The organism is Actinoplanes sp. GCM10030250, assembly GCF_042666575.1.
Taxonomy (GTDB): Bacteria; Actinomycetota; Actinomycetes; order Mycobacteriales; family Micromonosporaceae; genus Actinoplanes.
This window is the reverse complement of sequence record NZ_JBHTDO010000033.1, coordinates 44,548-63,582: the sequence shown is the minus strand read 5'-3', so window position 1 is coordinate 63,582 and position 19,035 is coordinate 44,548. Positions and strand designations below refer to the sequence as shown.

Below are 19,035 nucleotides of genomic sequence, written 5' to 3'. Positions count from 1 at the left end.
CCCGCTTCCGATGGCCGCCGGGCCGCGTCCAGCCGTCGGGCTCGGTCGGCGGCTGGGCCGTCGGGTGCGGCTGTCGGCTCGGTCGCCCCAGCGGGATCGCTTCGTGGGCGCTGAGGTGGTATTCAGCGGTTCTAGGCGCACACATTGGCGATCCGAGCGCTTTTACACGGCCCCTGGCGTGGGTCAGCGCACACGCAACGTCAACGTGTGCGCTGACCCTCCTTGCGGATCATGGGAGCAGGGTGGGGAGAGCCTCGGTCAGCATGGAACGCCAGTGGGGGAGCGGCTCCACACCCGTACCGGACCACCGCCCGTGGCCGAGGACGCTGTAGGCCGGACGCCGAGCCGGACGGGGAAACCGGTCACTCGTCGTGGGCCGAACCCGTTCGGGGTCAAGGCCGGCCTCCGCGAAAACCGCCCGGGCGAGTCCGAACCACGTGGTCGACCCCGCCGCTGTACCGTGATAAGCCCCCGGCGCCGCCCGCCCCGACGAAGCAGCGTGAGCGAGCGCGACAATCTGCTGCGCAAGGGCGAACGACCAGGTAGGCGGCCCCTCCTGATCGTCGACCACGTCGAGCGTCTCCCGTTCGGAGGCCAACTTCAGCATGGTGCGAACGAAGTTGGGCCCGTGCTCCCCGTACAGCCAGGCCGTCCGCACCACATACCCGCCGGCCGCCAGCACTGCCTGCTCCCCGGCAGCCTTCCCCCGGCCGTAGGCATTGACCGGCGCCTGCGGCGTGTCCTCCGCGTACGGAGTGGACGCACCCCCGTCAAAGACGTAATCGGTAGAGATGTGGATAAGACGCTTCCCAGCGGCAGCGGCCAGAAGACCCACAGCATGCCCATTGACCGCGGTAGCCGCTTCCTCCTCCGACTCCGCTCCGTCTACATTTGTCCAAGCCGCCGCATTGATCACGATATCCACCCCGGCCACCGCCGATGCGACAGCAGCCGGGTCAGTGATGTCGAGCTCAGCACGACGGGCGGCAACCACGTCCGAACCGGCCAGGACCGTCCGCAGGTCCTGACCGAGCATCCCGCCGGCCCCGGTGATCAACCAGCGCAAAGAGGACCGGCTCACCGGCGGACCTCAGCCGCGAGCCGGCTCACAGCCCGGCCCGGGCCTTGAGCGGCTCCCACCACGGCCGGTTCTCCTGATACCAGGAGACCGTCGACGCCAGCCCCTCCTCCAAGCTGATCAACGGAGCGTAACCAAGCTCCGCCCCAATCTTGGTGATGTCCAGCGAATACCGTCGATCGTGCCCCTTGCGGTCGGTCACCTGCCGAACCCGGTCCCAGTCGGCGCCGCACGCGTCGAGCAGCCGCCCGGTCAGCTCCTTGTTGGTCAGCTCGGTGCCCCCGCCGATGTTGTAGACCTCTCCTGACCTGCCCTTCTCCAGCACCATCTGGATTCCGCGGCAGTGGTCGGACACGTGCAGCCAGTCCCGCACGTTCCCGCCGTCCCCGTAGAGCGGCACCGTCGCCCCGTCCAGCAGGTTGGTCACGAAGAGCGGAATCATCTTCTCCGGGAACTGATACGGACCGTAGTTGTTGGAACAGCGGGTGACGACCACGTCCATACCGTGCGTACGGTGCGCGGCGAGCGCGAGCAGGTCCGAGCCGGCTTTCGAGGCGGCGTACGGCGAGTTCGGTGCCAGCGGCCACGTCTCGGTCCACGAGCCCTCGTCGATCGAGCCGTACACCTCATCGGTGGAAACATGGACGAACCTGCCCACACCGGCGGCCCGGGCGGCGTCCAGCAGCACCTGGGTCCCGAGCACATTGGTGGCGACGAACGGCACCGCGCCGGAAATGGACCGGTCCACGTGGGATTCGGCCGCGAAATGCACCACGGCGTCATGTCCGGGCAACAGTTCGTTCAAGAGGTCGGAATCGGAAATGTCGCCCTGAACGAAATTCAGTCGGGGATCTGACACCGGGAGATTGGCCCGATTCCCCGAATAGGACAACAGATCCAGAACGGTCACCGAGGCACCGACCGCACCTGCGTACTCGTCCTGCAACAGGGCCCTGACGTAGGTGGATCCGATGAAACCGGCACCGCCGGTCACTAAAATCTGCACGACTGGCGAGTGTAGATGCTGGCGGCCCCTGATTAGGGTCGCCCGGTGCGCGGAATTCTTTTGGCCGGTGGTACCGGCTCTCGGCTCTGGCCGATCACCATGGCCATGTCCAAACAGCTCATGCCGATCTTCGACAAGCCGATGATCTACTACCCCCTCACCACCCTGGTGTCCGCCGGGATCCGTGAGGTCCTGGTGATCACGACGCCGGAGGACCAGCCGCACTTCCACCGGCTGCTCGGTGACGGAAGCCGGTTCGGGCTCGAGTTGTCGTACGCGGCCCAGCCCAAACCCGACGGTATCGCCCAGGCCTTCCGCATCGGCGCCGACTTCATCGGTGACGAGCCGGTCGCGCTGATCCTCGGCGACAACATCTTCCACGGTGTCGGCCTGGGCCGGCAGCTGTCCCGGTTCGGTACGCCGGACGGCGGGCGGGTCTTCGCCTACCCGGTGGCCGACCCGGAGCGCTACGGCGTTGTCGAGTTCGACAGGTCCGGCAAAGTCCTGTCGATCGAGGAGAAGCCGGATCACCCTAAATCCCGCTATGTCGTGCCTGGCCTGTACTTCTATGACGCCGATGTGGTGCAGATCGCCGACAAGCTGGAGCCCAGCGCGCGCGGCGAACTGGAGATCACCGCGGTGAACGAGGAGTATCGGCGTCAAGGTCGACTCGACGTGACCGTCCTGGACCGGGGAACGGTGTGGCTGGACACCGGGACGTTCCAGTCGATGGTGCAGGCGTCGGAATACGTGCGGGTGATCGAGGAGCGTCAGGGTTTGAAGATCGGATGTGTGGAGGAAGCCGCCTGGCGGCTCGGCTTCATCTCCGACGAACAGCTGCGCGAGGTCGCCCAGCCGCTGCTGAAGAGCGGGTACGGGCAGTACCTCGAGCAGCTGCTGGACGAGGGCGCCCGATGAAGATCAGGCCCCTGACGATCGAGGGCGCGTTCGAGATCACCCCCGTGCAGCACGGTGACGCCCGCGGCCGGTTCCTCGAGTGGTACCGGTTCGACGCACTCACCGAGGCCGTCGGTCATCCGCTCGACCTGGCTCAGGCCAACCTCTCCACGTCGGCTCGTGGCGTGGTCCGCGGCATCCATTTCGCCGACGTCCCGCCCGGTCAGGCGAAATACGTGACCTGCGTCAAAGGTGCGGTTCTCGACGTGATCGTGGACATCCGGATGGGCTCGCCGACCTTCGGTGCGTGGGAGGCGGTCCGGCTCGACGACGAGGACCGCCGCGCCGTCTACCTGGCCGAGGGCTTGGGGCACGGTTTCTGCGCGCTGACGGAGGGTGCGACAGTCGCGTACCTCTGCTCCTCGACCTATCGGCCCGGCCACGAGCACGGCATCCACCCGCTCGACCCGGCCCTCGGCATCAGCTGGCCGGTCGAAACGCCGGAGTTGTCGGGTAAGGACGCGGTGGCACCCACGCTCGCCGAGGCGAAGGCCTCCGGCTTGCTGCCGCAGTACGACGCCTGCGTGGCCCACGTAACCGCGAAACAACAATGAGTCAACTTCATTACAATCGATGGTCCCCAATGGACGATTGACTGAATGCCATTCCATGTAGTAAGCGGTCCAACACGGATCGCAGTTAACCCGGCACTGCGCCGCCGTCCGATCTGGATCCACTGCACCTTCAGTTCTGGGCATCGTCCGAATCGCCATTCGGACCGAACGGAAAGGTGTAGCGCGACGGGGGTACGGTGCAGAAGTCTGTCCTGTGTGTCCCGTGGGTTACCGCCCCGGGAAGATTCTTCGGTCCGGCCGACCGGGATGTCCGGCATGCCGGGAAATGGACGGACCTGGGTTGGCCGCGGTCGATGACGGGGGCGAGGCGTGCAGACAACCGAACAAGTGTCAACCCTGGATCTCAGCGTGTCGACACTGCAGCTCAAGGCGCGTACGAGGGCCAGTGAGGCCCGCGCCGGGTGGCAGAGCCGATATGCGAGATACCTCTACCTCATCGACTTCGTGGTCGGGCTCGCGGCGGCCTCGGCCGGCCTGATCCTGCGCTTCGGCCAGGCCAGTGGCCAGCCGTATATGCGTAACTACGTATTGTTGACGTTAATGTTTCCGGTTGCGTGGATCGCCTGCCTGGCGGTGAACCGGGCTTATGAGGCACGTCACCTGTTCGTCGGCACCGACGAGTACGCCCGGGTATTCCGATCAGGATTGGCGCTGACCGCCGGCGTCGCCATTGTTTCCTTTGTGTTCGATTTGCGGTTGGCCCGCGGATATGTCCTTATAGCGATGCCGTTGACCATCGCCGTCACCCTCGGCGCACGCTACGTGTTCCGCCAGACGCTGCACCGTTCCTGGGCGCGCGGCGACCGGCTGCACCGGGTGATCCTGGTCGGCCACGAGCACGCCGTCATCGACATGACCCGCCGTCTTCGCCGCGAGCGCTTCCACGGCCTCGGTGTGATCGGCGCCTGCCTGCCGCCCGGCGTGTCCCGCACCCGGCTGACCGCCGGCCTGCCGCCGGTCTACGGCACCTTCGACGGCATCGCCTCGGCCGTCACCCGCTCCGACGCGGACACCGTTGTCGTCCTGGCCTGCCCGGAGATCGACGGCGCCACGCTGCGCCGGCTCGCCTGGCAGCTGGAGCGCGACGAGATCGACCTCATCGTGGCAAGCACCCTCGTCGACGTGGCCGGCGACCGCACCACGATCCGCCCGGTCGACGGCCTGCCGATGCTGCACGTCGAGCACCCCCGGCTCAAGGGCAGCGCCCGCATCATCAAGACCATCTTCGACCGGCTCGGCGCCCTCTTTCTGCTGATCATGCTGTCCCCGCTGCTCGCCGTCGTCGCCGGCCTGGTGATGTTCGCGCCCGGCGGCCGCGGCCCGGCGATCTTCAAGCAGGAGCGGGTCGGCAAGGACGGCCGGCCGTTCATGCTCTACAAGTTCCGCACCATGGTCGTCAACGCCGAGGCCCGGCTCCAGGAGCTGCGCAACCTCAACGACACCGACGGCGAACTGTTCAAGATGCGCAACGACCCCCGGGTCACCCCGGTCGGGCAGTGGCTGCGCCGCTTCTCCCTGGACGAGCTGCCCCAGCTGGTCAACGTTCTGAAGGGCGACATGTCGCTGGTCGGGCCGCGCCCGCCGCTGGCCCGTGAGGTCGCCGGATACCCGGCCGACATGCTGCGCCGGCTCGTGGTCAAGCCCGGGCTCACCGGCCTGTGGCAGGTGTCCGGCCGCTCCGACCTGTCCTGGGAGGAGTCGATCCGGCTCGACCTGACCTACGTGGAGAACTGGTCGCTCGCCATGGACGTCGCCATCCTCGCCCGTACCGTCAGCGCGGTTGTCCGCAGCTCGGGAGCCTACTGATGAACGCCCTGAACGCTCAGCCACGACTCACCGTCATAGGCACCGGCTACCTGGGTGCCACCCACGCCATCTGCATGGCCGTGATGGGCTACGACGTGATCGGCCTCGACGTCGACCCGGTCAAGGTCGACCGGCTGAACTCCGGCGAGGTCCCGTTCTTCGAGCCCGGCCTTCCCGAGCTGCTCACCAAGGCCCTCGAGTCCGGCCGGCTGCGCTTCACCACCAGCTTCGAGGAGGCCGGTGAGTTCGGCGACGTCCACTTCATCTGCGTGGGCACACCGCAGAAGGCGGGCTCCGAGGCCGCCGACCTGACCTACGTCGACGCCGCCGTCACCGCCCTCGCCGCCCACCTGCGCCGCCGCGCCCTGGTGGTGGGTAAATCCACCGTCCCGGTCGGCACCGCCGCCCGCCTCGCCGGCGTGCTGCGCGATCTCGCACCGGCCGGTGACCAGGTCGAGCTGGCCTGGAACCCGGAGTTCCTCCGTGAGGGCTTCGCCGTCGACGACACCATGAAACCCGACCGGATGGTCTTCGGCGTCACCTCCGCGTGGGCCGAGGAGCAGCTGCGTTCCGCGTTCCAGCCGGTGCTCGCCCAGGGCGTCCCGGTGAAGGTCACCGACCTGCAGACCGCCGAACTGGTCAAGGTCGCCGCGAACTCGTTCCTCGCCACCAAGATCTCCTACATCAACGCGATGGCCGAGATCTGCGAGGCGACCGGCGCCGACGTGCACGACCTGGCCGAGGCGCTCGCCTACGATGAGCGGATCGGCGGCAAGTTCCTGCGCCCCGGCCTCGGCTTCGGCGGCGGCTGCCTGCCCAAGGACATCCGCGCCTTCGCGCACCGGGCCGAGGAGCTCGGCGTCGGCCAGGCCGTCGGCTTCCTCCGCGAGATCGACGGCATCAACCGCCGCCGCCGCGCCCGGACCGTCGACCTGGTCGTCGAACTCTGCGACGGCGACGTGACCGGCAAGCGCATCGCCGCCCTGGGCGCCGCCTTCAAGCCCAACTCCGACGACATCCGCGACGCACCCGCCCTCGACGTGGCCGCCACGCTGCACACCATGGGCGCCGACGTGGTCGTCTTCGACCCCGCCGCCATGGACAACGCCCGCCGCGTGCACCCCGAACTCGACTACGGCACCAGCGCCCTGGACGCCGCCCGCGACGCCGACGTCGTCGTCCTGCTCACCGAGTGGACCGAATTCCGCGACATCGCACCGTCAGCCATGGCCGCAGTCGTCACCCGCCAGAAAATCGTCGACGGCCGCCACGCCCTCGTCCCCGCCGACTGGCGCGCCGCCGGCTGGGAATACCGAGCCCTCGGCCGCCCATAATCCCACCGAACCGGCCTCGAACCCGTCATGGGTCGAGGCCGGTTTTTCAGTCACTCTTCTTTCAACACCATTTTTTGTACGGTCGACGCAAAGCTCTCTTCTGCCCACGCGACCTGACTGCCCACACCGGGCCGCTGCGCGCCCGCCGGGCTGACCTGCCGGGTCAAGCTCAATGACAAACAATCGGCCCGCCACCCCGGAAGGGATGGCGGGCCGCCGGTGTTTCTACTTCTCGCCCGGGTGCTCCAGGAGTCGCCCGTCGGAGGTGATTCCGACGCCGTGCAGGGTCGGCGAGGCGCCGCCACCGGCCCGGGTCAGTTCGACCCGGTATTGGGCATACCGGGAGCTGCCCTTCACCCGGTCACTCTGCCCGGCCGCGGTCCACTCGCTCCACGAACCGTCCGGAGTCGCTGTGCTGCCGGTGCGGACGAAGACCCGCAGGCTCGCCCCGGCCGGCACGTCGGCCTGGTAGGACAGGCGGTCCCACGTCACCATCTGCTGAGCGTCGAGCACCCGCGAGACGTGGCTGCCGGAGCGGGCACCGCCGGCGAGCCGCAGTCCGTCGCCGGTGACCGTGGTGCGGGATTCCACACCGGTGCGCAACTGCGGCCCGGTGAAGTCGGCCACGCCCACCGCCGAGGAGACGAACTTCGCCGGTGCCCGGTCCAGCGCCGGCCAGACCGACACGTTGCCCGCCGCATCCACGCTGCGGACCCGGTAGTGATAGGTGGTCCGCGGCTCCAGGTCGGTCACCACCGCACTGTGGTTCCTGCCGTTGCGGTTGCCCGGCCACGCGGTGAGCTCGTCCGCGTTCTTCCCGGCCAGCAACGCGGCCGCCGCCGACTCGGTTGTCCGCCACCGCACCTGCGCGGTGCCGTCCGGCCGGGCGGTCACGGTGACCCGCGACGCGCCAGGCGCCCGGTAATCGGCGGCGCCGGTGGTCACCTTCTGCAGCGGGCCGACCTGCGTCTTGCCACTCGCTGTGGTCACCCGCACCCGGTACCAGTAGGTGGTGTCGGGGCTGAGGCCGGCAAGCCGCACCGTCCGCTTCCCCGCCTGCGTACCGTCGACGGCCTTGCGGGAGAGCGCCTCCGGCCGGCTGCCGAACTCGACCTCGGTCCGGGCCGCGGTGGCGCCGGTGACGGTGACACCGGCGCTGGTGCCGCCGGCCTCCGGTGCTGCGGTGACCTTGAGCGCCGCCGTGGCCACCGCCGCGCCGTATCCCGCCGTGTAGGCGCCGGACGTGGCGGTGAACATCGCGTACTCGACGCCCTTGATCGTGGTCCGGGTGAACGGCACCGTACTGCCCGCGCGGGTCAGCGTTGCCAGTGCCCGGCCGCCCGGTCCGGCGGTCGGCACCATGCCGGTCAGGCCGTTGGCTCCCGAGCCGACGTTGACCGAGAACGACAGGGTGTCACCGGACCAGGCGATGTTCGAGTACGACGACGCGTTGCGCCCGTCGACCCAGGTGAGCAACTGGCGGGCACTGATCACCGGCACGTTGTGCCGCTGGGCCGAGTCGAGCACCTGGTCGCTGTCGAAGGTGGTGGCCTTGTCGGTGTGCATGTTGGCGGTGAAGGCACCGTAGTAGCCGAGCGTTCCCAGCGCCGCGTCGAGCAGAGCGTCCGACGTGTACGGGTAGCTCTGCCCCGATTCGTCGGTCATCTGGGTCGCTGCCTGGTACGCGTCGATCAGCCCGCCGTTGATGTCGGCGAACCGCATCGGCATCCCGGAGCCGGTCATGAACCCGGGCCGGTCGGCGACCCAGGCACCGGGCCAGTAGTAGTAGTTGGTGTCGAGCCGGATCCCGTTGGCGACCGAGCTGGACGCCTGCGTCGACCAGTCCGACCAGGCGATGCAGTGCGTGCGGTTGGTGGCCGGAGCCGCCACAGAGGTGTACTTGGCCCGGAAGCTGCCGAGCTGGCTGGTGAGGTTCCCGGCCAGCGACGCCGGGGTGTAGTCGGAGCAGTTGGTGTTGAGGTGCAGGGCGGTCTCGAACCCGCGGGACTGGTAGTTCGCCGCCTGCGCATTGCTCAGCGGTGTGTCCGGATAGATGTAGGACGTGAAGCGCGGGCACTGCCAGTCGTCGACCGCGCATCCCGCCGGGCTGTTGGCGAGGTACTGGTCGTAGCGTCCCGCGGTGCCACCCGTCGCGTGGTCGTCACCGGTACCGACGACGACCGCCTTGAGGCTGCGCGGGAAGTACCAGAACCGGGGCAGCGGCTTGCGATCGGAGTTCATCGCGCCGATCAGGTTGGCGAGCAGTCGCTGCTGCTCGTCGGCCTGCGGGACGGCCACCCGGGTGAGGTCCACCCAGTCGGTGGAGCCGGCACCGAAGTAGAGGTCGTTGGAGCGGATCGGCGACTGGTTGTCGCGGTTCTGCTGCTGCCAGGCCGGGTTGCCCTGCCGGGTGTAGACCAGCGAGCGGGGCAGGTCGAAGGTGAACGCCGCGGCCTGGCCCCCGGCGGTGCCGACGTCGGCCAGGGTGACCGCCGGGTTGGTGGTGGCGGTCGTGGCGCTGGAGTACAGGGTGGCGACCGCACGGGCGCCCGCCAGGGTGTAACGGTCGGCCGCCGAGTGGTACTGGATCGTCTGGCCGGTGATGCCCGCTCCCGGCGAGGCCGACGTGTCGACCCGCAGGTAGGCGTCGGCCAGGGTGGCGGTGCTCGACGTCAGGCCGAGCAGGCCGGCCAGCTGCTTGTCGGGGCGGAAGGCGACCAGGTTGCCGCCGCCGGTGACCCAGGTGGTGAACATGGTGACCTGGGCGCCGGTCAGCGGCGTGGAGCCCAGCAGCACCACGTCGTACTGGCCGAGGACGGCGGGGGTGACGGCGGCGAGGTCGGTGGTGGCGAACTCGTTGAGGCCCTCGGCCCGCAGCACCTCGGCGGCGAACGGGGTGAACCCGCTGGCACCGGAGGCCGCCGACTTGATCACCAGAACCGGTCCGCCCGGTCCCTGGTCCGGCGGCGGCGGAGGCGGTGCCGCGGTGGTGAAGGACCAGGTCACCGGCGTCATCACGTTACCGGCGGCGTCGCGGGCGCCGCTGACCGTGGCGGTGTAGCCGGTGGAGTAGGCGAGTGCCGCACCCGGGGTGAAGACCGCGCTCGAGGTGACCGCGTCGTACGAGGTCGTGCCGGCCACAGCGCCGGACGGCCCGGCCAGGGTCAAACTCGCCGCGGTGACCGGCTCGCTGAACGTCGCGGTGACCGCACCGGTGGCCGGTACGCCGGACGCGCCCGCTGCCGGAGCCCGGGCGGACAGCGTCGGTGCCGTGGTATCCACCGCGCTGGAGTCGAAGACGACGTCGACCCAGTAGTTGGTCGCCTGGAACGTGCCGGTCGGGAAGCCGCTCGCGCCGTACCGGTAGACGCCGTTGCCGCCGTCGGTGCCGCTGGCCAGAGCGGTCAGCGGGCTGCGGGTCACCGCGGAGGCGAGGCCGTTCGCGGTGACCGAGTAGCGGCCCGCCGGAGCGTAGTAGGACGCCACGTAGGTGGTGTTCGCGGCCACCGGCACCGGGCCCGGCAGGGTGGCGGTCTGCCATCCGGACGCGCTCTCCCCGGTGAACGTCACGGTCGCCAGCCGGGTGCCGGTGTTGGTCCAGACCGAGCCGGTGTGCGTACCGGAGTTGCCGTTGCCCTTGTAGAACTTGAGGCCGGTGATGTAGCCGGCTGTGCTGCTGCGGAACCGCACACCGACCTCGACCGCGGAGTTGTCACTGGCGGCCGCGGTGGCCGGGGTGGCGGTCGCGGCCCAGATCGAGCAGGGACAGCCCGATCCGCCGGGCGCCGCTGTGGTGAACGACCAGGAGACCGGGGCCATCAGGTTCCCGGCGGTGTCCCGCGCGCCGGAGACGGTCGCGGTGTAGCTGGTCGAGGCCGCCAGCGAGCCCGGTGTGAAGGTCACCATCCGGGTGGTGGCGTTGTAGGCGGTGGTCCCGCTGACCGCGGTGCCGCCCGCCGAGACGCTCAGCGCGGCGGTGCCGGTCTGCAGCGCCTCGTTGAACGTCGCGCTGACCGTGCTGGTGACCCCGACGCCGGACGCACCGGAAACCGGGTTGGTGGCGGTCACCGCCGGCGGCGTGGTGTCGGGCACGACGGCGCCCGGGGTGAACACCACGTCCACCCAGTAGTTGCTCGCCTGCCAGCTGCTGGACGGGAAGCCGCCGCCGCTGCCGTACCGGTAGACGCCGTTGGAGCCGTCCTCCCCGTCACGCAGCGCGGTGAGCGGGGCGTTCTCGACCCCGCTCGACGCGAAGGTGCCCTCGTCGACGGCGTACCGCCCGTTGGGGGCGTAGTAGGAGGCGACGTAGGTGGTGCCCGCGGTGATCGCGATCGGGGTGGCGAACGTGGCCGTCTGCCAGCCGGTGGCGGTCTCGTTGGTGAACGTGACGGTGCCCAGGTTCGTGCCGGCCGAGTTCCAGAGGTGGCCGACGTGGGTGCCGCTGTTGCCGGTGCCCTTGTAGAAGCGCACCGCGGTCACCTGGCCGGCCGTGTCCGACCGGAACTTCACGCCCACCTCGACGGCCGAGTTGTCGGAGTCAGCCGGGGTGCCGGGCACCGCTGACGCGTCGAAGATCGAGCACGGGCAGGTGGCGGCCGACGCCGCCGTCGGAGCGACGACGGCGAGCAGCGTCGCCACCAGGGTCAGACATAGGAGGAACGGCCGGAATCTCGCTGGTGACAAAGTGCGCTCCTCAGGTGCCCGGGGTGAACACGACGTCCACCCAGTAGTTGCTCGACTCCCAGCTGCTGGACGGGAAGCCGCCGCCGGTGCCGTACCGGTAGACGCCGTTGCCGCCGTCGACCCCGCTGCGCAACGCGTGCAGCGGACCGTTGTCGACCCCGTTCGTGGCGAAGAAACCGCCGTCGAACGCGTACCGCCCGTTCGGCGCGTAGTAGGACACGACGTAGGTGGTGCCGGCGGTGATGCTGACCGGCGTGGAGAAGGTGGCCTGCTGCCAGCCGGAGGCACTCTCGTTCGCGAACGTCACGGTGGCGAGCTGGGTGCCGGTCGAGCTCCACAGCCTGCCGACGTGGGCGCCGGTGTTGGCCGCGCCCTTGTAGAACCGCACCCCGGTCACCTGGCCGGCGACGTCGGAGCGGAACTTCATGCCGATCTCCACGGCGGCGGTCTCGGAGTCGCTGGCGGTGCCGGGTGTCGCCGAGGCGGGCCACACCGAGCACGGGCAGTTCGGGCCGGTGGGCGCCGAGGCCGTGGTGAACGTCCACGACGTCGCCGTCATGGTGTTGCCGGCGGCGTCGCGGGCGCCGCTGACCGTGGCCGTGTAGGCCGTCGCGGCGGCCAGGGCGGCCGACGGGGTGAAGGTCGCCGTGCTGCCGGACGCGCTGGTGTTCCCGGCGACCGCACCGGACGGCCCGGTCAGCGTGACGGCCGCGGCGGTGACGGATTCGCTGAACGTCGCCGACACCGCGGTGCCGGTCGAGACGCCTGTGGCGTTCTGCGCCGGTGTGCGGCTGCTGACCGTCGGCGCGGTGGTGTCCGGAGTGCCGGCGCCGGTGGCGAACACCACGTCGACCCAGTAGTTGGCGGACTCCCACGACACGGTCGGGAAGCCGGTGCCGAAGCGGTAGACGCCGTTCGCGCCGTCCACCCCGTCGCGCAGCGCGTGCAGCGGTCCGCTGTCGACACCGTTCGCGGCGAAGTATCCGACGTCGCCGGCGTACCGGCCGTTCGGGGCGTAGTAGGACGCGACGTAGGTGGCGCCCGGGGTGAGCGTGACCGGAGCCGACAGGTTCGCCGTCTGCCAGCCGGTGGCGCTCTCGTTCTGGAACGTCACCGTGGCGAGCTGGGTGCCGGTCGAGCTCCACAGCTTGCCGACGTGGGTGCCGCCGTTGCCCGGGCCCTTGTAGAAGCGCAGCGCGGTGACCTGACCCGCCACGTCGGCCCGGAACTTCACGCCGACCTCGGTGCCGGTGCTGTCCGGGTCGCTCGGCACCCCGGGCACATCGTCGAGGGTCCACAGGCTGCACGGGCAGGCCCGCTGGCCGACCGTTATCGACCGGGTGGCGGCGGCGCCGATGCGCGCGCTGTCGTCGATCGCGCGGGCCCGGATCTCGATGGCGCCCGAGCCGGTGGCGGTGAAGGCGAAGGTCCAGGTGCCGCGCCCGCTCGCCGGTTTCCAGGAAGTGCCGCCGTCGGTGGAGACCTCCACGCCGCCGACCACGCCGCCGACGTCGGACGCGGTGCCGGAGACGGTCACCCGGGCACCGGCTGACACCGTCGCGCCGGCCGCCGGCGCGGTGATGACCGTGGACGGCGCGGTGGTGTCGGTGGAGGCGGTCGCGGCGGTCAGGCCGCTCTGCAGGGTGGCGGGCTGGGCGCCCATGTCCGCGAACAGGTTCACGGTCGCCTGGCGGATCGGGGTGCTGGCCGCACCGGAGCCGCGGTCGTGGTTGCTGTCCAGGCCCCACGACCACTGCACGGTGCCGGCGCCGAAGACCAGGGCGCCACTGGCGGCGCGGTAGAGCGTCAGGTTGTGGGTGGCGCTGCCGGAGGTGTACGACGAGCCGTGGTCGGTCAGGATCTCGACACCGCTGGCGGAGGTGCTGGAGAGCCGGATCAGCCCCTGCGGCCGGGCGGCGTTGACCAGGTCCTCGTCCCACTCGTAGCCGACCACGCCGGTGCCCAGGGTGGCCGTGGCGCCGGCGGCCTGGGTGGCGACGGTGGTGCCACGCCACAGCCGCATCTTGCCGTCGGCGGCCGGTACCTGGAGGTTCACCGTGCCTGAGTTGACCTCGAAGGAGGTGCCGGTGAGGTTGTTCTCCGGGCGGCCGCCGTTCTTCGGCGGGCTGAACCGGGGATCGCGCCACGTGCCGGTCCACTCGCTGCTCGGGTCGATGGCCGCGTTCGCGTGGGTCTCCTTGTAGCAGACCAGGGTCCGGTACGGGGTGCCCGAGCCGTCCACGCTGGTCTCCCAGCGGGTCTTCCAGAACACCTCGTTGCCGCTGAAGAACGCCAGGTGCAGACCGGCGTCGCGGGCCGCCTCGATGTTCGCGCGCTGGGTCCCGGACCAGTACTCGTCGTGGCCGACGGACAGGAACGCCTTGTGGTTGCGCAGCAGCGAGCCGCGCCGGTCGGTGTCGACGCCGGAGATGTAGCTGACGTCGTACCCGTTGGACTCCAGCCATCGCACCATCGGGTACTCGGCGTTGAAGACCGCGTCCTCGGCGCCGGTGCCGCGGGTGGTGACCGGGCGGTTGTAGCTCACCTTGTAGGCGCGCCCGGCCGGTGAACCCTGGTAGAGGCTGTTCCCGCCGTACGTGTTGTACGCCTGCCAGGTCGTGTCGGAGGTCTGGAACACCAGGTCCGAGCGGCTCGCGTCGTCACGGACCACGAACATCACGTGGCTCGCTCCGCTGGTGCCGTCGGTGCGCACGAGCCGCGCGAAGTAGATGCCGGAGACCGCGGATGACGGCACCGGCCAGGACGCGGAGACCGCCCAGTTGCCGCAGTCGACAAGACCGGTCGCGGGAACCGACATGCAGTCCGGCTGGTTCTGCCGCCCGACCGGGTTGACCGTCGTGATCAGCCGCGCGCCGCTGCCGCCGTAGTAGCCCATCCGGTAGATGTCCACCCGGTACGACGTGGCGCTGGAATCCACCTTGAAGTTCACCGTCTCGCCGGCGTTGACGCTCATCTCCGTCGGGAAGCCCTGCAGCGCCGCGCTGCCGGAACCCGTGACGTCCCAGGTGGTGCGCGGAGTGCCCGGCTTGGAGTTCTCGCAGGCGACCGGGTTGACGACCGGAGCGCACGGGTCGGCAGCCGAAGCCGCCGACGGTACCGACAGCACCGCCGTGACCAGAGTGAGTACGAACAGGGACCTGAGAGTCCGCAAGGCAATCGCCTCCCCGCCGCGCGCCCCCGCGTCACGGCCGTCGGTGAGCCGGGACGTGTGAGCCCGGACATAGGAGATCCTGCTCAACAAGATCGATCGAAGCTATCGACGTACCGACATCCGACAGAACCGTCCGCGATTCGGTCCTGTCGGCGGATGCTTCGCCGGACCGACTGATCGACCGGGTCGCCGAACGGGCGGACGGGACCGTCCTTTCGGATGTGCGTGACGGGTCGGGCCGCACGGGTGAGCCGGTTTCCGACAGTCGAGTCGGCCGACCGGCCGTACCGGCTGACATGGGCTCACGGCAGGATGAATCCGTCCGTGTCAACAGGGGAGGACAAGTTGGACAGAACGCCCGAGACCGTGGCGGTGGTGGTCGTCACGTACAACAGCGAGCGATTGGTTCCGGACCTCATCGCCTCGCTCGGCCCGGGCCTGGAGGGCGTCGACTGGCATCTCACGGTCGCCGACAACGCCTCCGCGGACGATTCGGTGGGCGCCGTGCGGCGGCTCGCCCCGGACGCCACAGTGGTCGAGATGGGGCGCAATGCCGGGTATGCGGCCGGGATTAACGCGGCCGTCGCCAAGGCCGGCCCGTTCACCGCGGTCCTCGTCCTCAACCCGGACGTCCGCCTGACGCCCGGCTGCATCCGCACGCTGCTGGGCGTGCTGCGCACCGAGGGCACCGGGATCGCCGTGCCGCTGCTGGAGGACGGTGACGGCGAGCTGATCCACACGATGCGCCGGGATCCGACGGTTCGCCGGGTGCTCGGTGACGCGCTGCTCGGTGCGGTCCGCGCGGGGCGGTATCCGGCGTTCGGTGAGATGGTGACCGACGAGGGGCGGTACACGTCGGAGACGGTCGCTGACTGGGCCGAGGGCTCCACCGTGCTGATCAGTGCGGAGTGCTGGGACCGGATCGCGCCGTGGGACGAGTCGTACTTCCTCTACTCCGAGGAGACCGATTTCGCCCTGCGCGCCCGGGATGCGGGGCTTGTCACCCGCTTCACCCCGGCGGCCAAAGCGGTGCATTTGGAGGGCGATTCGAAGGTTTCGCCCGCTTTGTGGACGCTGCTGACCCTCAACAAGGTCCGCCTCTACGGCCGGCGCCACGGCAAAGTGCTGGCCACCGCGTTTTGGGCCGCGTTGCTCCTGCGCGAGACAAGTCGTGCGGCGCTCGGCAAGACGCCGAGCCGGATGGCCGCCCTCGCCCTGATCAGCCCGTCCCGCCTGCGGGAGACCCCAGGACCCCACACCGTGCAGCGCGACGCCGCTCGAGCTTGAACCCGGGCCAGGTGGACGCGCACATCGGGTCCGTGCGCGTCCACCTGGCTCAGGACAGATGCTGTGAGCGCAACCACCCACTCACGCCCGGAAGGGGCCGCACGGCCGTGAGTGGGCAGATGGTCGCTGGCGTCTCTCGAGAGCCCCGTAGCTGGTTCTCGGGCCCCGTCGGCCGTACCAAAAAAGCTTGAAGCTCAGCGCAAGCGCTTGGCGACACCCACCGCTTCGAGCTTGAGGCGGGTCAAAACGCCCGGCCCGACGAGGGCTTCGGCGCGGAGGGAGTCGATGGTGTCGTCGGTGCGGAGGCTGTAGCGGGGCTGGAGCCAGGCGTCGGCGCGGGCGCGGCGGCGGTCGCTGGTGAAGACGCGGGTGTAGCCGAGCCCGCGCATCCTGCCGAGTAGCTCCCGGTCGTAGCGGCCGAGTGGGCACGCGGCCGTGGAGACCGGCACGCCCACCGCCGCGGCGATCCGGTCGCGGGCGGCCACCAGCTCGTCGTCGCTGGTCGCCGGGTCCATGCCGCGCCACGGCCGGTGCCACATGCCGTGCGTGCCGATGCCCATGCCGTTGCGGTGCAGCAGCCGGACGTCCTCCGTGCCGAGGCTTCCCGGCTTGTCGAGACGCGCCGCGATCACGAAGAAGTCGGCTGTCAGGCCGCGTTCCAGCAGCGCGGGCAGACCGATTTCGACATCCGAGGCGTTGCCGTCGTCGAAGCTGATCCGGACCGACGGCCAGGTGCGGATCTCGTCGAGGACGGCGTGGAACAGCTCCTCGCTGATCCAGTATCGGTCCTCGCCGATCTCCAGCTCCCGCTGCGGTGTGCCGATGCCGTGGAAGCAGATGTTGATGATGTCGCCGTTCTGCATGACGTCCTATCGCCTCGCCGTCTCGGTCCGGGAGGACTCGTCGCGGCCCCAGGCCGCGCCGCCGTCGCCCACCCGTTTCGCTGCCATCCCCGCATAGACGGTGATACCGACGTAGCAGACCGCCGCCGGTGCCAGCCAGGGCCGGGGGAGTACCACGTCGCGCAGCCAGGACATCCGGGCCGCCGGGCGGACCTTGACGGTGATCTGGCCGTTGGCGGCCGCGGCGCGCATGGCGGAGTTGCCGCCGCGGACGCGGACCAGGCGCCGGATCAGGTCGCCGGTGCGGCGCGGGGTCGCGACCCGGGCGGAGTACGACGTGACGTGCTTCTTCTCCGCGCTGTCGAACTGGGAGTCGAGGAACAGGTCGTCGGCCACCAGCTCGGGGAAGCGGTCGAAACGGGACCGCCCCTGCTCGGAGAGCGCCACCACGCCGCGCCCGAACAGCCCGTCGCGGAACACCGGCAGCTTGCCGTGCACCGCGAAGTAGGCCCGGACCAGCAGCGGCCGGCCGGTGAGGACCAGCCGCCGGCCGACCGTGGCGGCGGGTGCGCCGGCGGCCAGCACCTCGGCCAGGGCGCGGATCGCCGGTGCAGTGAGCACGATGTCGGCGTCCAGGTAGATCCGGGGGAAACCCACGGCCGCGTCGTCGCCGGCGTTGAGCGCGGCGGCCTTGCCGGGCCGGGGCAGATCAAGCACGCGTACGCCGGGACGCGCCCCCGCGATCCGGACGGTGTCGTCGGTGCAGCCGTTTGCCACCACCGTGATGTCGAACTCGCCGGGTTTCGCCTCGTCCAGGATCGCGTCCAGGCAGCGCCCGATGACCGCTGCCTCGTTGTGGGCGGCGATGACGATACTGGTCACGATTTGTCCGCCCGGGTGTCCTCGTGCGAGCCGGTGCGCTGCCGCGGGATGTGCCCGGCGGCCGGCGCCTGCTTCGGGAGGCGTTTCGCCAGCAGCCGCTGGAACACCGCCGCGTACGGGCCGGCCTGGTGCTCCCAGGACAGCATGCTCAGGAACCGGTCACGGCCGAGCTTGCGCATCTGCCGGCGCCGGTCCGGGTCGTCGAGCAGCTCGTTGAGGACCGCCGCGAACTCCTCCGGGGTGCCGTTGGGCACATAGGCGCCCGCGTCACCGAGGGTGCGGCGGGTCTCGATCCCGTCGGCGGCGACCACCGGCAGGCCCCGGCCCACGTACTCCACGGTCTTGGCCATCGTGGAGAGCTGGTTCATCCGGGTCGGCAGGTCGGGCTGGACGGCCACGGTGGCGTCGCGCAGCACGGCGTCGACGGCCTGGCCGTCGAGCCAGCCGGTCAGCTCGACCACGTCGCCGAGGCCGCGCTCGGCGACCAGGTTGCGCACCGACGGCATGCTCTCGCCGTCACCGGCCAGCACGACCCGCCAGCCGCCCCGGCCACGCATCCGGATCAGCTCGTCGGCGGCCAGCACCACACCCTCGACGTTGTCCTGCGGGCCGAAGACGCCCAGGTAGACGATCTTGTCCACGCCGTCGGCGGCGACCGGCTCCTCGGGGTCGCCGGAGACCGCGATCTCCTTGAGCGACGGGCCGTTGCGCACCACGGTCACCTTGTCCGGGTGCACGCCCTTGCGGACGGCGTTGTCCTTGAACGACTGGTTGGTGGCGACCACCTCGGTAGCGGTGCGCAGGGTCAGCCACTCCAGGGCGTTGAGGACCCGCAGCACCCACTTGTTGGGCTCGCCGTCGCCGCGGGAGATGTAGACCTCCGGGCACAGGTCGTGGTGGTCGAAGACCCAGGGCCGGCCGATCGCGCGCAGCAGCAGGGCGAGGGGCCAGTAGACGTCCGGCGGGTTGCAGACCTGCACGGCGTGGGCGCGGCCGGCCAGGATCTCGCCGATCAGGCGCACCGCGATGCACAGGAAGGACCACCCGAACTCGACGGCGAAGGTGAGCACCCCGCTGCCGTAGACCTTCACCGGGTACGGCCGGAGCCGGGTGTTGCGGCTGCCGGGCAGGACTCGCAGGTTCTTGTCACCGCGTGGCGCGATGACCGTGACCTCGAAGCCCTTTTCCTCCAGAGTCAGACATTCCCGGATTACCCGGCGATCCCGCTCCGCCGGGAGATTGGCGATGAGGATCGTGACGTGCGGTTTTCCGGCCATTGTGTCGTCCGTCTCCTTTGTTCCAGTACCGGACTCTGACAGACACTGTCGGATCGACAGCTTCCGGAGCAACCGGCTGACCGGGCGGCGCTGAGTCATCCGTTCAATCAACAGCGGTCACTTACCGGCAAGTCGG

12 protein-coding genes are annotated in these 19,035 nt (G+C 70.0%); 5 read left to right on the top strand and 7 right to left on the bottom strand.

Features of this window, described 5'->3' with window-relative positions; all coding sequences use genetic code 11:
- Positions 1-229: 229 nt before the first annotated feature.
- Entirely contained in the window at positions 230-1,066 is an 837-nt protein-coding gene (gene rfbD, locus ACFQV6_RS33270; protein WP_378031660.1) for a dTDP-4-dehydrorhamnose reductase, read from the bottom strand.
- 40 nt (positions 1,067-1,106) lie between these two features.
- On the bottom strand, positions 1,107-2,084 hold the full coding sequence (rfbB, locus tag ACFQV6_RS33265; protein WP_378031615.1) for a dTDP-glucose 4,6-dehydratase: 978 nt from the start codon (positions 2,082-2,084) through the stop codon (positions 1,107-1,109).
- A 45-nt stretch (positions 2,085-2,129) separates the two neighbouring features.
- Between rfbB and rfbA the strand changes: the two genes are divergently transcribed.
- The 4 genes from rfbA to ACFQV6_RS33245 all read left to right on the top strand — a co-directional run bounded on the left by rfbA (position 2,130) and on the right by ACFQV6_RS33245 (position 6,756).
- Positions 2,130-3,002 carry a glucose-1-phosphate thymidylyltransferase RfbA gene (rfbA, locus tag ACFQV6_RS33260; RefSeq protein ID WP_378031614.1) on the top strand — a complete coding sequence of 291 codons (873 nt, stop codon included), beginning with the start codon at positions 2,130-2,132 and terminating at the stop codon, positions 3,000-3,002.
- Positions 2,999-3,595 carry a dTDP-4-dehydrorhamnose 3,5-epimerase gene (gene rfbC, locus ACFQV6_RS33255; RefSeq protein ID WP_378031613.1) on the top strand — a complete coding sequence of 199 codons (597 nt, stop codon included), beginning with the start codon at positions 2,999-3,001 and terminating at the stop codon, positions 3,593-3,595. The genes rfbA and rfbC overlap by 4 nt, the downstream gene beginning before the upstream one ends.
- A 369-nt stretch (positions 3,596-3,964) precedes the next feature.
- Complete coding sequence (locus tag ACFQV6_RS33250) at positions 3,965-5,422, top strand: sugar transferase (RefSeq protein WP_378031612.1); 1,458 nt, start codon at positions 3,965-3,967, stop codon at positions 5,420-5,422.
- Positions 5,422-6,756 (top strand): UDP-glucose dehydrogenase family protein, encoded by a 1,335-nt coding sequence (locus ACFQV6_RS33245; RefSeq protein WP_378031611.1) that lies wholly within the window; start codon positions 5,422-5,424, stop codon positions 6,754-6,756. The genes ACFQV6_RS33250 and ACFQV6_RS33245 overlap by 1 nt, the downstream gene beginning before the upstream one ends.
- Positions 6,757-6,981: 225 nt before the next feature.
- Here ACFQV6_RS33245 and ACFQV6_RS33240 read toward each other — a convergent pair whose 3' ends face one another.
- Entirely contained in the window at positions 6,982-11,439 is a 4,458-nt protein-coding gene (locus ACFQV6_RS33240) for a DUF4082 domain-containing protein (RefSeq protein ID WP_378031610.1), read from the bottom strand.
- Positions 11,440-11,449: 10 nt separating this feature from the next.
- A complete protein-coding gene (locus ACFQV6_RS33235) occupies positions 11,450-14,611 on the bottom strand; it encodes a N,N-dimethylformamidase beta subunit family domain-containing protein (RefSeq protein WP_378031609.1) in 3,162 nt (1,053 codons plus the stop codon).
- 345 nt (positions 14,612-14,956) lie between these two features.
- Between ACFQV6_RS33235 and ACFQV6_RS33230 the strand changes: the two genes are divergently transcribed.
- A complete protein-coding gene (locus tag ACFQV6_RS33230) occupies positions 14,957-15,898 on the top strand; it encodes a glycosyltransferase family 2 protein (protein ID WP_378031608.1) in 942 nt (313 codons plus the stop codon).
- 194 nt (positions 15,899-16,092) lie between these two features.
- Here the strand turns inward: ACFQV6_RS33230 and ACFQV6_RS33225 are convergent, their stop codons facing one another.
- From ACFQV6_RS33225 to ACFQV6_RS33215, 3 genes are read right to left on the bottom strand one after another with little or no spacing between them, the layout of a single operon-like run.
- A complete protein-coding gene (locus ACFQV6_RS33225) occupies positions 16,093-16,761 on the bottom strand; it encodes a polysaccharide deacetylase family protein (protein WP_378031607.1) in 669 nt (222 codons plus the stop codon).
- A 6-nt stretch (positions 16,762-16,767) separates the two neighbouring features.
- The gene (locus ACFQV6_RS33220; protein ID WP_378031606.1) at positions 16,768-17,622 is read right to left on the bottom strand and encodes a glycosyltransferase; all 855 of its coding nucleotides are present in this window, start codon (positions 17,620-17,622) and stop codon (positions 16,768-16,770) included.
- The gene (locus ACFQV6_RS33215; protein WP_378031605.1) at positions 17,619-18,899 is read right to left on the bottom strand and encodes a glycosyltransferase family 4 protein; all 1,281 of its coding nucleotides are present in this window, start codon (positions 18,897-18,899) and stop codon (positions 17,619-17,621) included. The genes ACFQV6_RS33220 and ACFQV6_RS33215 overlap by 4 nt, the downstream gene beginning before the upstream one ends.
- Positions 18,900-19,035: the final 136 nt, after the last annotated feature.